This is a genomic window from Pseudomonas sp. B111, from assembly GCF_026428275.1.
GTDB classification, from domain to species: domain Bacteria; phylum Pseudomonadota; class Gammaproteobacteria; order Pseudomonadales; family Pseudomonadaceae; genus Pseudomonas; species Pseudomonas aeruginosa.
Genome location: NZ_CP097857.1, coordinates 2825308 through 2837756, shown reverse-complemented (window position 1 = coordinate 2837756; position 12449 = coordinate 2825308). Strand labels below are relative to the sequence as shown.

Annotated in this window: 14 protein-coding genes; 5 read left to right on the top strand and 9 right to left on the bottom strand. The window is 67.9% G+C overall.

From position 1 onward, the window contains the following. From M6E97_RS13125 to rbsK, 3 genes are read left to right on the top strand one after another with little or no spacing between them, the layout of a single operon-like run. Window positions 1-999: an ABC transporter permease gene (locus M6E97_RS13125; protein ID WP_003088303.1), complete on the top strand. Its 999-nt coding sequence runs from the start codon at window positions 1-3 to the stop codon at window positions 997-999. 3 nt (window positions 1000-1002) lie between these two features. Beyond that, window positions 1003-2016 (top strand): LacI family DNA-binding transcriptional regulator, encoded by a 1014-nt coding sequence (locus tag M6E97_RS13120; RefSeq protein WP_003119158.1) that lies wholly within the window; start codon window positions 1003-1005, stop codon window positions 2014-2016. 53 nt (window positions 2017-2069) lie between these two features. Continuing rightward, window positions 2070-2996 (top strand): ribokinase, encoded by a 927-nt coding sequence (rbsK, locus tag M6E97_RS13115; protein ID WP_003088307.1) that lies wholly within the window; start codon window positions 2070-2072, stop codon window positions 2994-2996. A gap of 133 nt (window positions 2997-3129) precedes the next feature. Here rbsK and M6E97_RS13110 read toward each other — a convergent pair whose 3' ends face one another. The 8 genes from M6E97_RS13110 to pnuC all read right to left on the bottom strand — a co-directional run bounded on the left by M6E97_RS13110 (window position 3130) and on the right by pnuC (window position 9502). Beyond that, window positions 3130-4395: a transporter gene (locus M6E97_RS13110; RefSeq protein WP_003088309.1), complete on the bottom strand. Its 1266-nt coding sequence runs from the start codon at window positions 4393-4395 to the stop codon at window positions 3130-3132. 60 nt (window positions 4396-4455) lie between these two features. Then, entirely contained in the window at window positions 4456-5208 is a 753-nt protein-coding gene (locus M6E97_RS13105) for a hypothetical protein (RefSeq protein ID WP_016561808.1), read from the bottom strand. 13 nt (window positions 5209-5221) lie between these two features. Continuing rightward, window positions 5222-5902: a C39 family peptidase gene (locus M6E97_RS13100; protein ID WP_003117395.1), complete on the bottom strand. Its 681-nt coding sequence runs from the start codon at window positions 5900-5902 to the stop codon at window positions 5222-5224. Window positions 5903-5963: 61 nt separating this feature from the next. Beyond that, window positions 5964-6986: a hypothetical protein gene (locus M6E97_RS13095; RefSeq protein ID WP_003113480.1), complete on the bottom strand. Its 1023-nt coding sequence runs from the start codon at window positions 6984-6986 to the stop codon at window positions 5964-5966. A 56-nt stretch (window positions 6987-7042) separates the two neighbouring features. Next, window positions 7043-7612: a hypothetical protein gene (locus M6E97_RS13090; RefSeq protein WP_003111321.1), complete on the bottom strand. Its 570-nt coding sequence runs from the start codon at window positions 7610-7612 to the stop codon at window positions 7043-7045. Next, window positions 7609-8100, bottom strand: a complete 492-nt coding sequence (locus M6E97_RS13085; protein WP_003117397.1) for a hypothetical protein — start codon at window positions 8098-8100, stop codon at window positions 7609-7611. Before M6E97_RS13085 ends, M6E97_RS13090 begins: the two co-directional genes overlap by 4 nt. Before the next feature lie 302 nt (window positions 8101-8402). Continuing rightward, window positions 8403-8930 (bottom strand): AAA family ATPase, encoded by a 528-nt coding sequence (locus tag M6E97_RS13080; protein ID WP_003117398.1) that lies wholly within the window; start codon window positions 8928-8930, stop codon window positions 8403-8405. Further along, a complete protein-coding gene (gene pnuC, locus M6E97_RS13075) occupies window positions 8927-9502 on the bottom strand; it encodes a nicotinamide riboside transporter PnuC (RefSeq protein WP_003088324.1) in 576 nt (191 codons plus the stop codon). The genes M6E97_RS13080 and pnuC overlap by 4 nt, the downstream gene beginning before the upstream one ends. 281 nt (window positions 9503-9783) lie before the next feature. Here pnuC and M6E97_RS13070 point away from each other — a divergent pair, with 281 nt between their 5' ends. Next, complete coding sequence (locus tag M6E97_RS13070) at window positions 9784-10617, top strand: undecaprenyl-diphosphate phosphatase (RefSeq protein WP_003088326.1); 834 nt, start codon at window positions 9784-9786, stop codon at window positions 10615-10617. A gap of 71 nt (window positions 10618-10688) precedes the next feature. Next, entirely contained in the window at window positions 10689-11405 is a 717-nt protein-coding gene (locus M6E97_RS13065) for a DUF1294 domain-containing protein (RefSeq protein WP_003132686.1), read from the top strand. A gap of 10 nt (window positions 11406-11415) precedes the next feature. Here the strand turns inward: M6E97_RS13065 and M6E97_RS13060 are convergent, their stop codons facing one another. Next, complete coding sequence (locus M6E97_RS13060; protein ID WP_023875473.1) at window positions 11416-12351, bottom strand: LysR substrate-binding domain-containing protein; 936 nt, start codon at window positions 12349-12351, stop codon at window positions 11416-11418. Window positions 12352-12449 lie beyond the last annotated feature (98 nt).

Below are 12449 nucleotides of genomic sequence, written 5' to 3'. Positions count from 1 at the left end.
ATGAGCGACCCGACGTCTTCCGCTACCGCCGCCGCAGCGCCAACCCTGCGACGCGGCAACTATTTCGGCCTGGGCACCTACCTCGGCCTGGCCGGCGCGCTGCTGGCGATGATCGCGCTGTTCTCGGCGCTGAGCAGCCACTTCCTCAGCTATGGCACCTTCCTCGCCATCGCCAACCAGATCCCCGACCTGGTGGTGCTGGCGGTGGGCATGACCTTCATCCTGATCGTCGGCGGCATCGATCTCTCGGTAGGTTCGGTGCTGGCCCTGGCGGCCTCGGCGGTAAGCCTGGCGACGCTCGGCTGGGGCTGGGGCGTGCTGCCGGCGGCGATGCTCGGGATGGCCTGCGCGACCCTGGCCGGCTGCGTCACCGGTTCGATCACGGTGGCCTGGCGGATTCCCTCGTTCATCGTGTCCCTCGGGGTGCTGGAGATGGCCCGTGGGCTGGCCTACCAGATGACCGACTCGCGCACGGCCTATATCGGCGACGCCTATGCCTGGCTGTCCAATCCGCTGGCGTTCGGCATCTCGCCGGCCTTCGTGATCGCCCTGCTGGTGATGTTCGCCGCCCAGGCGGTGCTCACCCGCACGGTGTTCGGCCGCTACCTGATCGGCATCGGCACCAACGAAGAAGCGGTGCGATTGGCCGGTGTGAACCCGAAACCCTATAAGATTGCAGTATTCGCCCTGATGGGGCTGCTCGCCGGGTTGGCCGCGCTGTTCCAGATCTCGCGTCTGGAAGCGGCCGATCCCAACGCCGGGGTCGGCCTGGAACTCCAGGTCATCGCCGCGGTGGTGATCGGCGGCACCAGCCTGATGGGCGGGCGAGGTTCGGTGGTCAGCACCTTCTTCGGCGTGCTGATCATTTCCGTATTGGCGGCGGGGCTGGCGCAGATCGGTGCGTCGGAGCCGACCAAACGAATCATTACCGGGGCGGTGATCGTGGTAGCGGTGGTGCTGGATACCTACCGCAGCCATCGCGCCCGCAGACAGGGCTGAACGATGGCGACAATGAAGGACGTGGCGGCGATGGCGGGGGTTTCCTTCACCACCGTATCGCATGTGGTGAACAGGACGCGGCCGGTCAGCGACGCGGTGCGCAAGAAGGTCGAGGACGCCATCGCGCAGCTGCACTACGTGCCCAGCGCGGTGGCGCGCTCGCTGAAGGTGCGCACCACCTCGATCATCGGCCTGCTGGTGCCGAACAGTACCAACCCGTATTTCGCCGAGCTGTCGCGCGGCATCGAGGATTGCTGCGAGCGCAACGGCTACTGCGTGATCCTCTGCAACTCCGACGACAACCCGCAGAAGCAGGCCAACTACCTGCGCGTGCTCCAGGAGAAACGCATCGACGGCCTGGTCCTGGCGTCCGCCGGCGGCGACGGCGCGCTGGCCAAGGGGCTGGCGAACATGCGCACGCCGACCGTGATCGTCGACCGCGAGGTGGAAGGCGTGGAAGCCGACCGGGTGCAGATCGACCATGAGATGGGCGCCTACCTGGCGACCCGCCACCTGCTCGAACTGGGCCATCGCGACATCGCCTGCATCGGCGGGCCGCTGTCGACCAAGGTCTCGACGCTGCGGGTCGAGGGCTACCGGCGGGCGATGGCCAAGGCCGGCCTGGAGGTGCGCCCGCAGTGGCTGCTGGAAAGCGAGTTCAGCAGCCCCGGCGGCTACCACGCGGCGCTCGGCCTGCTGGGCGGCGAGGGCGAGCGACCGACGGCGATCGTCGCCGGCAACGACATGATCGGCATCGGCGTGCTGCGCGCCGCGGCCGAGCTGAATATCAGGGTGCCGCACGAACTGTCGGTGATCGGCTTCGACGATATCGAGCTGAGCCGCTTCGTGTTTCCCGCCTTGACCACCGTGGGCCAGTCGATCCGCCTGCTTGGCGAGATCGCCGCGCAACTGCTGCTGCAACGCATCGCCGAGCGCGAGGAGCCGATGCAGCGGCGGGTGGTGGCGCCGGCGCTGGTCCTGCGCGAATCCACCGCGCCGCCGCTGGTGCGGGTCTGAACCGGGCGCCGGGGGCGCCCTCGCTAGAGAGAGGCTGGAACAAGGACGCAACGATGCAAGCGAAAGTACTGGTGGTGGGCAGCCTGAACATGGACCTGGTGGTGCGCGCGCCGCGCCTGCCACGGGGCGGCGAGACCCTCGCCGGGCAGTCCTTCACCACCATTCCCGGCGGCAAGGGCGCCAACCAGGCGGTCGCCGCGGCGCGTCTCGGCGCTGGGGTGGCGATGATCGGCTGCCTTGGCGACGATGCCTACGGCGACCAGCTGTACCGCGCGCTGCAGGCCGAGGGCATCGACTGCCAGGGCGTCGAGCGGGTGGCCGGGGAGTCCAGCGGGGTGGCGCTGATCGTGGTCGACGACAGCAGCCAGAACGCCATCGTCATCGTCGCCGGCGGCAACGGCCACCTGTCGCCGGCCGTGCTGGCGCGCCACGAACACTTGCTGGAGCAGGCGCAGGTGGTGGTCTGCCAGCTGGAAAGCCCGCTGGAGACGGTTGGCCATGTGCTGCGCCGGGCCCATGCACTGGGCAAGACGGTGATCCTCAACCCGGCGCCGGCCACCCGCGACGTGCCGGCGGACTGGCTGCCGCTGGTGGACTACCTGGTCCCCAACGAGACCGAAAGCGAACTGCTCTGCCGCCTGCCGGTGGACTCCCTGGAGAGCGCCGGGCGTGCCGCCGAGCGCCTGCGCGAAATGGGCGCCGGCAGGGTGATCGTCACCCTCGGCGCACAGGGCGCCCTACTGGTGGGCGAGGGGCGGGTCGAGCATTTCCCGGTGGCGCGGGTCAAGGCGCTGGATACCACGGCGGCCGGCGACACCTTCGTCGGTGGCTTCGCCGCGGCCCTTGCGCGCGGCCTCGACGAGGCGGCGGCGATCCGCTTCGGCCAGGCCGCCGCGGCGATCTCGGTGACCCGCCTCGGCGCGCAGACCTCGATCCCCTCGCGCGAGGAAGTCGAGCGGGCGCTCGCTGGCGAGGCTTGAGAGGGACGGTGCCGTTGCTACCGGCGGATAACGCCTGCGGCGTTATCCGCCCTGCGCAGCTAGGCGAGGACCGCTCCCAGGCTCACGCATCCCTTCGAGGGGTAAGGCATGCCCAGGCTCGAACGGTGGCCCCTCAGAAGTAGTAGGGGAATTTCACGCCGAAGGTGAAGTCCGGCGCGTCCGGAGTGATGCCGATGGACAGGCTGGGCACGATGCTGAACCTGTTGCTCACCGCATAGGTCATGCCCAGGCCGAAGTAGCCGGCGTTGGCGTCGCTGCCGCTGACGGTCTGCCAGCTCTGGCCGTCCTGCTTGACCTTGCTCTTCTGGCTGATCAGTTCGGAGAAGGAGAACGACATGCTCATCTTCTCGTTCAGCGCGAAGGCCACGCCGACGCCGAGCTGGAACCAGTTGCCGAGCTTGACCTTGCCGCCGGTCTTCACGCCTTGCTGCGGGTTGATGTCGTCGAACGACTCTTCGAAGTTGTAGGTATACGACAGGCTGCCGAACAGCACCGCCGGGTCCACCGTCTTCACCAGCGAGATGCCCGGGGTGATCGACCAGACGCCGTTGCCGGTGGGCAGGTCGTCGGGCACGTTGAGGTTGTTGTTGCCCGGTACCTGCTTCAGCTTGATGCCGTAGGGATCCTTGCCGGTGGGCGCCTTGACCCGCAGGCTGACCACCGCGTCCGGGGTGCTCTCGCTTTCGTCGAGGAACTTGTAGGCGACGCCGAAGCTGACGTCGCCCAGGCGTGGGTCGCCGGTCACCGATTTCTCGGTGATCTGCGAGGTCGAGCCGCCGGCGCCGGCGGACTGGTAGGTCGATTCGCGATAGACCACCGGAGCGTTGATATCCACCTGCCAGCGCTGGTTCCAGTTGTAGCGGCCGGTCAGGTCGAGGGTCCAGATGTCGGCATCGATCTGGTCCACGCCGATGTTGCCGAGGAAGATCGAGTCCAGCGCCAGGAAGCCGTTGAGGAACAACTGGCGGGTGTCGTAGTGGCTGTAGGTGAGGCCGGTCTCCAGGCTGAAGGTGCCGCCGCCGAAGAAGCCGCTGGCGTCCTGGTAGATGTTTTCCACGCTGGGCGCGGGCGCGCCATCGTCCTTGAGGCTGGCGCCGTAGGTGCCGGCGACCGCGTTGGCGTCGTTGCGCGCCTGCGCCGGCGGCTGGATCGACTTGACCAGGCGTTGCGGCTGCGGCGCCTGGGGTTGCGCCTCGACCTGGCGCACGCGCTGTTCGAGGACCATCAGGGCGTTCTGCTGGGCCTCGTAGCGTTGGCGCAGCTCCAGGAGTTCCTTCTTCAGCGCCTCGACCTCGGATTCCGTCGCGGCCTGCGCCAGGAACGGGGAAACCAGGGTGGTGGCGCAGAGGACAGCTCGCAGCGAGAGTGTCTGGGTCATGTTTGCCGTTCCGTTTCTATGGCCTTCCGATAGCACAGTGATTTCAGACTAGATCAACTTTCAGTAGCCGCTGGGGCGCAGCGCGCGCAATTGCTCCCAGGCGCAATTCAGTGCCGGATCGGCGCCCGGCCGGTCCTTGAGCATCACCTCGAGCGCCGCCAGGTTCTGCACCAGGTTGCGGTTTCCGCTGAGCGCCACGCTCTGCACCAGGCCGCCGGCGCCGAGGCTTTGCAGGCTGGCGCCCTGGCCGCTGGCCTGGATCGCCAGTTGCAGGGCGCCGCCGTTCGGCGTGACCTTGACCGTGCCGGTCTCGCCGCTGAGGGCGAGCGCACCTTCCAGCGGCGTGCCGCCCGGCAGTGGCGGCGGCGCCTCGCCGTGGCGGACCTCGATGCTGACGCCATTGCTGGCGCTGTTGTGGTCGCCGGCGGTGCGGATGCTCTGGCTGACCCCCTGGGTCTGCGCCAGTCCGGCGCCGCCGAGGACCTGGCCGTTGCCGGCGACGGGTGGCGGGGCGTCGCCTGGCCGATCGACCAGGGTGACGTTGAGGACCGGGCGCGCCAGGTTCTGCCGCACCTGCAGGTCGACGCGTGCGCCGAGGACCTGGCCGCTGGCGTTCTGCCAGGTGCTGCTCATGGTCACCCCGAAGCTGACGATCCGCCCCGGCAGCACGTAGCGCCCGCGCAACTGGGAAAGCTCCTGGTCGCTCAGTTCGGCGGGGGCGAAGAGGTCGCTGGCGGGGGCGGGCAGCGCAGCGCCCAGGCAGCAGGCGAGGACGAAGCAGTGGTGCGTGTACATGGCGTGCTCCCGGAGCATCCGGCTCCTGCGATCAGAAGAAATCGCTCTGGATGAAGCCGAACTCCATCAGTTCGGCGTCCCTGACCGGTTTGAAGCGGTCCAGGCGATTGCGCGCGGTCAGCGGTTCGGGCGGCGTCAGCAGCGGATTGCCGCGGTCGTATCCCTGGCCGATCACGGCGAAGACGATGCCGTTCCAGCCCTTGGCGAACTCTGTCAGCGCGTAGCGTTTGTGCCCCAGCGCCGGGTCACCCACGTACACGTACTCGCCCTGGGTGCGTTGCAGGACGACGAAGTGCTTGTAGCCGCGGATTTCCATCAGCACGATGGCGGGGATCTTCAGTTGTTCCAGTTGCGCCGCCTCGATCCGGTAGCCGCGCGCGCGCATGCCCATGGATTCGACGTAGCGCTTCATGTCGAGCATGGAGAAGCCCTGGGTGCGGACGATCTCCGGGTCGGCGTGGGCGAGCATGCCCTGGATCACCGCCTGCTCGTCGAGCGGGGCGCCGTAGGCCTTCTCCAGGATGGTCGCGAGGGCCGCGGCGCCGCAGCTGAAATCGGTCTTCTGCTCGACCAGGTCGGCGAAGCGCCGCTCGCGGATGCTCTGCACCTGCTTGTAGACCAGGCCGCCGCCGGGCAGGGCGGGAAAGCCGAGGGTCGCCGCCTGGGCGGTGAGGTCGACGAGCAGCAGCAGGGAAAGGATGAGCGTGCGCATGGCCGGTTCCTGTGTCGGATGGAAAAGGGTTCCGGCTGGCGCCGGAACCCCTGGGCCAGGATCAGAAGCCAAGGCTCTCGCCACCGGCCGGGCAGCTGCTGCAACCGGCGGCGATGGACAGGGAGTTGCTCTGCTGGTTGCCGCCACCGGCGGCGATGTTCACCCCGACGTTGCCCGAGACGTTCTGCAACGAGTTGCTCAGGCTGGCGTTGTTGGTGACCGGGGTCTTGAAGCCGACGATCGCCGGGATGAAGCCGGACACCGTGCCTTTCAGGTCGACGTCGCCCTTTTCCTTGAAGGCGAACGCGCCGCCGTCGTGGTTCAGGTCCTTGGCGCCCTGGGCCTGGCTGTCCACGTCGATGTGGCCGGTATTGCTGCCGCCCGGATGGGTCTGGCCTTCCCAGGTGTCGAGGTAGACGTCGCCGATCTGGTCGGAGGTGCCCTTGTAGCTGCCGTCGGCGTTCAGCTTCAGCGACACGTAGGTGCCGCCATAGGCGTAGTTGGCGCTGTTGACGGTGGTGTTGCCGGTGGAGGTCTGCGACGCGGCGCTACCGGCAGTGCTGTACTGGCCGTTGGAGACGGCGGCGGCCAGGTCGTTCTTCTGCTGGTTGAAGTTGCCGGCGGCGACGTTCACGCCCAGGTTGCCCGAGACGTTGTTGGCCGAGTTGCTCAGCGATGCGGTGTTGGGGTTGGAGTAGTTGTTCAGCGTATTGCCGTAGCCGCTCTGCAGCACGCTGGTGCTGGCGGTCGCGGTGCCGAACACGAAGCTGGCGTCGGCGCTGGCCAGCGCGGCGGCGTTGGCCTGCTGGTTGTTGTCGCCGGCGGCGACGTTGACCCCGACGTTGCCCGAGGCATCCTTGATCGAGCCGCTCACCGAGGCATTGTTCAGCGTGCCGAAGTTGCTGACCTTGTTGTTGTAGTTCTGCTGCGTATCCACCACCAGGGCCGTGGCTCCGCCCTTGTTGTTCGACTGCGGGTTGGGTTTCGGCGGGTGCCAGCCACCTTCGTTTCCGGCGTAGGCCGATACCGACAGCACTGCAGCCATTGCCAGGGCCAGCGGGGTCAGGACCATAGTCGCTTTCATGGCGTTTCTCCTTGCATTTCTGTGCTTAGTGTTGGGCTTGTGTTGGCTTGGCAGAGTCATTCCATGACCCTGACGCTGAGGGTGTTCATCGACTGATTGCCCACCCCAGCGCTCTGGTTCACCTGCACCACGCCGCTGCTCCCGGCGAAGGCGCGATCGTCCGTCGAGACGCTGCGTCCTCCCGGGACCGGAGTGGCCGAACCGGAGACTTTGGTCAGCGCCACGCTTTGCGCGAGAACGCTGTCATCCAGGCTTTCCGGGCCGTTGCTGACGCTCAGCCGGAAGGCGTTGATCTGTTGGTTGCCGAGGCCGGCGCCCTGGTTGACGCCGAGGATGCCGCTGCCGCGCAGCGCCGCCCCCGAGATGCTGGCGCTGGCCGCGATCGGCTGGCTGGCGTCGAGTTGCAGATGCTGGCGCTGGTCGCTGCCGACGAGGGCCGCGGAGCCGACCGCGACGACACGAACGTTGCTCTGTTGCTGGGCGTCGCCGGCGGCCTGGTTGAGGGCGAAGTTGCCGCGGTAGGTGCCGCTGGCATCGATGCTGGCGCGATTGCGTGAGGCCAGCGGGTCGGCCTGGAGCGACGCGATACAGGCGAAGGCGAGGAGGAGGGCGGACAGGCGCTTCATTGACCACCCCCGAGCATCTGCAGCGGCGCCAGGCCCTGCTTGAGGCTGCCGTTGATCTGCCCGGCGAGGCCGGCGCCGGCGCCGCCTCCCGCGCCGTGGGTGGTGCCGAGGTTGCCGACGGCCTGGACCGTCGCCGGGTTCGCCGGCTGGTTGGCGAAACCCGGCAGGGCGCCACCGGGGAGAATCATGCTGCGAATCCCGGAACCGCTGGTCACGATGGCGAAGTCGGCATCGCCCAGTTCGCGGCTCACGGTATTGCCGCTGGCAGCCCCGTTGGCGAGGGCGTTGACCTCGGCGGAGACGTTGGTGTCGACGACGGTGGGATGTGGGTCGGGCACCATGCTCGGACGGTAGGCGACCCGTGGCTGGACCTGGCGCTGGACGACGATCGTGCCGTCCGCCGCATGCGCGGGCGGGAGGTTCGCCGGCACGGAGCCGACGATGACCAGCAGCGCTGGAACGACGATGCGTAGCGAACTCCCCGACATGATGGCGCTTCCTTCGTTGGCGCTGAGCCCTAATCAGCGTTGGCAGGGAGCGAGCATGGGGCGTGCCGGTTTTGCGCTTTCCTTGTCCATCAAGGACTTGGCCGTGAGTGCCGGGGGAACCTGGCGGACAGTGTTGCATCCGTGCAACAGCAGGCCCGCCAACCAGGGGGCGAAGCCTGCCGGGGACGCGCCTGGAGCTGTTTCAGCGCCGAGACAGCTTTCCGCGGTGCCGTCGCGAAACGCTCTGCGCCAAGGGCCGGACCGAGCTGGCGGTGTATCGGCGGCGTGACAGGGCCGGCCCGTCAGCCGTCCCGGAGCAGCCCTTGCACTGCGGCGAAAGCCTGGCGCCGGCGCTCGGCCCAGTCGCCGGCGATGGCGCGGTAGGGCTGCCGATGCCGCTCCAGCCAGGCATGGCATTCGCGATGGAAGGCCTGGCGCTGCGCCAGTTCCGGCTGGCAGCGCTGGCCGTCGGCGCTCCAGGCTACGCCCTCCGGCGAGAGCAGCAGGTGCAGGTCGTAGCGCCGCCGCAGCAGGGCGGGTTCGAGCCAGTCCGGGCAGGCGCCGAAGAGAATCCGGCTCCAGAGGATGTTGCTCAGCAGGTGGGTATCGAGGATCAGCAGCGCCGGCCGTTCCGCGCGAGCGGCGTCCTCCCAGGCCAGTTGCCCGCGGGCGATGGCGGGGATGTCGGCGTAGCAGGTGTCGCGGCGCTGTTCGTCGATGAAGTGGCGGACGTACTCGCCGACCACCCGGCCGCCGAAGCGGGCCTGGAGCTGCTCCGCAAGCCAGCTCTTGCCGCTGGATTCGGGCCCGGTGAGTACCAGCACCTTCATGCGGCGACGCCCTCGCGTAATGCCGGGTCGCGGCGCCAGGTCCGCCAGCCGTGGATCGCCAGCAGGGTGAAGAGGGCGTAGAGGGCGGCGGTCAGGTACAGCGCCTTGCTGGCGAAGAGCGCCACGAACAGCACGTCCACGGCGATCCACAGGGCCCAGCATTCCAGGCGCTTCTGCGCCATCCAGCATTGCGCCACCAGACTGAAGGCGGTCAATCCGGCGTCCCACCAGGGACTGGCGGCATCGGTGTGGTTGGCCATCAGGTAACCGAGCGCGACGCTGCCGACCAGGCCCGCACCGAGCCCGTAGAGGCGCTGCGCGGCGTTCAGGCGGCTCACCGAGCGGCCGTCGTGGTCCTGCCCGCCGCGGGTCCACTGCCACCAGCCATAGAGCTGTAGCGCCGCGTAGACCATTTGCAGGAGCATGTCCGAATAAAGCTTCACCTCGAAGAATATCCAGGCGTAGAGCGCCACCATCACCAGTCCGATGGGCCAGCACCAGGGATTCTGGCGGACGGTCAGGTAGACGGCGATGGCGCCGAGCGAAGCGGCGAAGAGTTCAAGGGGTGACACGGAAGGCCCTCATGCGACGAGGACGCATTGTAGCGAATGTATCCGGCGCTTCGCGAAGGCCTGGGAAAAAGGGGGGCGCGGACGGATTCGTTCGGACGCCGGCCGGCAACAATTCCAAGATTCTTTGCCGGCCGCTCTGGTAGCATGCCCGCCGGTTTCGACTTCGGCAGTGGGGGAACTGGTCGGGTTCTTCGGAGTCGTAAGGCCTTCATAAAAGACGGCAAGTGTATCGCCGAGAACAACGAAAGCTCGTTCGGGACAGTAGTAGAAGGGGGAGAAACATGGAGTGGTGGACTGCTTTCCAGGCGTTCATCCTGGGCGTCGTGGAAGGGCTGACCGAGTTCCTGCCGATTTCCAGCACCGGGCACCAGATCATCGTCGCCGACCTCATCGGCTTCGGCGGCGAACGCGCCAAGGCGTTCAACATCATCATCCAGCTGGCGGCGATCCTCGCTGTCGTCTGGGAGTTTCGGGGAAAGATCTTTCAAGTCGTCCGTGACCTGCCGAGCCAGCGCCAGGCCCAGCGTTTCACTGCCAACCTGCTGATCGCGTTCTTCCCGGCGGTAGTCCTCGGCGTCCTGTTCGCCGACCTGATCCACGAGTGGCTGTTCAATCCGATCACCGTCGCCCTGGCGCTGGTGGTGGGCGGGGTGGTCATGCTCTGGGCCGAGCGCCGGAAGCATGTGATCCACGCCGAACACGTCGACGACATGACCTGGAAGGACGCCCTGAAGATCGGCTGTGCCCAGTGCCTGGCGATGGTCCCCGGCACCTCGCGGTCCGGCGCGACCATCATCGGCGGCCTGCTGTTCGGCCTTTCGCGCAAGGCGGCCACCGAGTTCTCGTTCTTCCTGGCGATGCCGACCATGGTCGGCGCCGCGGTCTATTCCGGCTACAAGTACCGCGACCTGTTCCGCCCCGAAGACCTGCCGGTGTTCGCCGTCGGCTTCGTCACCTCGTTCGTCTTCGCCATGGTGGCGGTGCGTGCCTTGCTGAAGTTCATCGGCAACCACAGCTACGCGGCTTTCGCCTGGTATCGGATCGCCTTCGGCCTGCTGATCCTGGCGACCTGGCAATTCCACCTGATCGACTGGAGCACCGCCGGCGAAATGTGAGGCCCGGGAACCAGGCAAAAGGCGCGGCGCGAGCCGCGCTTTTTTTCGCCTGGCCGCCGCGGGTGGCTAGAATGCAGCGCGAAACGGGTAGCGAGCGAGTGGATATGGAAAAGCCGGGCATGATCAGCCGCTGGTACGACGACAAGGGCTTCGGCTTCATCCTGCCGAAGACCGGCGGGGAAGAAGTCTTCCTGCATATCTCCGCGTTCCGTGGTGACCGCCGTCCCCGCCAGGGCGACCAGGTGTGGTTTCTCGCCAGCCAGGATGCCCAGGGCCGCCTGCGCGCCGAGAGGGCGCGGCTGGACGCGCTGACCCTCGATCCGCCGACTGTCCGCCGTGGCGCCCAGGCGCCGGTGACGCGGGCCCAGGCGCGGCCGGCGCCGACTCCGCCGAGCGCGTTGCAGCGCCCGTTGGCGAAGCTGCTGGTCCTGCTGATCCTCTGCGTGCTGCCGGCCGCCGGCGCCTGGCGGATGTACCTGGACGGACAGGCCCTCTGGCCGCTGCTGGCCTATCCGCTGGCCAGCCTGCTCGCATTCGCCCTCTACTGGCAGGACAAGCGCAGCGCCGCACGCGGCGACTGGCGTACCCCGGAGGTCCGCCTGCACCTGTTCGAGCTGCTTGGCGGCTGGCCTGGCGCGCTGGTCGCGCAGCAGGCGTTCCGCCACAAGACCCGCAAGCTCTCGTTCCAACTGGTGTTCTGGGGCATCGTCCTGCTGCACCAGCTGTTCTGGCTCGACAGCCTGCTCGGCGGGCGCCTGTCCGCCGCGCTGTTGCAGTGGATCGGCTGAACGGCGCGGCTCACTCGCGGGCGCGGCGGTAGGCCGGGCCGGTCTCGCCCGAGGGGCGTTGCAGGGCTTCCACGAGAAAGTCGATCAAAGCACGGATCGCCGGAATCTGGCTGCTGCGCGGCAGGTAGGCGGCCTGCATGGTGCTTTTCGGCAAGGTCCACTGCGGCAGGATGCGCACCAGGCTGCCATCGGCCAGTTCCCTGTCGCAGTAGCCTTCGGGCAGCAGGGTGACGCCGAGGCCGGCCACGGCGGCTTTCTTGCGCAGGATGAAGTCGTCGACGCCCAGGCGCGGTTCGCGTTCCAACTGGTAGCGGCTGCCGTCCGGCCCGATCAGGGTCGCGTGGACCTTGCGGTCGTTGTGGATGGCGCCGAGGAAGGGCAGGTCCTCGAGGTCTACCGGATGTTCCAGGCGACGCCCGGCGATCAGCGACGGGGCGGCGAGGATCTGCGTGGTCGCCGGGGCCAGGCGCCGGCAGACCAGCGCGGGATCCTCGTCGCCGAGTTCGCGCACGCGCAGGGCCACGTCCACCCCCTCGTTGAGCAGGTCGACCCGGCGGTTGGTCAGGAGGATTTCCAGCTGGACCTGCGGATGCCGTTCGAGAAACCGCGGCAACAGGTCGGCCAGGTTGCTCGAGGCCATGGCCACCGGTGCGGAAAGGCGCAGCCGGCCACGCGGCTCGGCGCTCAGCTCGGCGATCACCTGTTCGGCCATCTCCGCTTCCAGCAGCAGGTTGCGGCAGTGCTGCAGGTAGCGTTCGCCGACCTCCGTGAGCACCAGCTTGCGTGTCGTGCGGTGCAGCAGGCGTACCTGGAGGCGTTCCTCCAGCTCGGCGATGCGCCGCGACAGGCGCGACTTGGGAATCCCCGTCTCGCGTCCGGCCGCGGCGAAGCCGCCGCATTCCACCACCTTGGCGAAGTAGTAGAGGTCGTTGAGGTCGTGGGGCATGCAGGCGCTCCGCTGGGGGAAAAACAGATTGTCCTATGTGTGGGACGAATAGTCATGTTTCTGCCGACTAATCGTCGATTGGCCTTGCCGGTAGGATG

Bases quoted from the DNA above. Each gene is read 5' to 3' on its own strand.
- M6E97_RS13125 (WP_003088303.1), top strand. From the start codon at position 1: ATGAGCGACCCGACGTCTTCCGCTACCGCCGCCGCAGCGCCAACCCTG.
- M6E97_RS13120 (WP_003119158.1), top strand. From the start codon at position 1,003: ATGGCGACAATGAAGGACGTGGCGGCGATGGCGGGGGTTTCCTTCACC.
- rbsK (WP_003088307.1), top strand. From the start codon at position 2,070: ATGCAAGCGAAAGTACTGGTGGTGGGCAGCCTGAACATGGACCTGGTG.
- M6E97_RS13110 (WP_003088309.1), bottom strand. From the start codon at position 4,395: ATGACCCAGACACTCTCGCTGCGAGCTGTCCTCTGCGCCACCACCCTG.
- M6E97_RS13105 (WP_016561808.1), bottom strand. From the start codon at position 5,208: ATGCTCCGGGAGCACGCCATGTACACGCACCACTGCTTCGTCCTCGCC.
- M6E97_RS13100 (WP_003117395.1), bottom strand. From the start codon at position 5,902: ATGCGCACGCTCATCCTTTCCCTGCTGCTGCTCGTCGACCTCACCGCC.
- M6E97_RS13095 (WP_003113480.1), bottom strand. From the start codon at position 6,986: ATGAAAGCGACTATGGTCCTGACCCCGCTGGCCCTGGCAATGGCTGCA.
- M6E97_RS13090 (WP_003111321.1), bottom strand. From the start codon at position 7,612: ATGAAGCGCCTGTCCGCCCTCCTCCTCGCCTTCGCCTGTATCGCGTCG.
- M6E97_RS13085 (WP_003117397.1), bottom strand. From the start codon at position 8,100: ATGTCGGGGAGTTCGCTACGCATCGTCGTTCCAGCGCTGCTGGTCATC.
- M6E97_RS13080 (WP_003117398.1), bottom strand. From the start codon at position 8,930: ATGAAGGTGCTGGTACTCACCGGGCCCGAATCCAGCGGCAAGAGCTGG.
- M6E97_RS13070 (WP_003088326.1), top strand. From the start codon at position 9,784: ATGGAGTGGTGGACTGCTTTCCAGGCGTTCATCCTGGGCGTCGTGGAA.
- M6E97_RS13065 (WP_003132686.1), top strand. From the start codon at position 10,689: ATGCAGCGCGAAACGGGTAGCGAGCGAGTGGATATGGAAAAGCCGGGC.
- M6E97_RS13060 (WP_023875473.1), bottom strand. From the start codon at position 12,351: ATGCCCCACGACCTCAACGACCTCTACTACTTCGCCAAGGTGGTGGAA.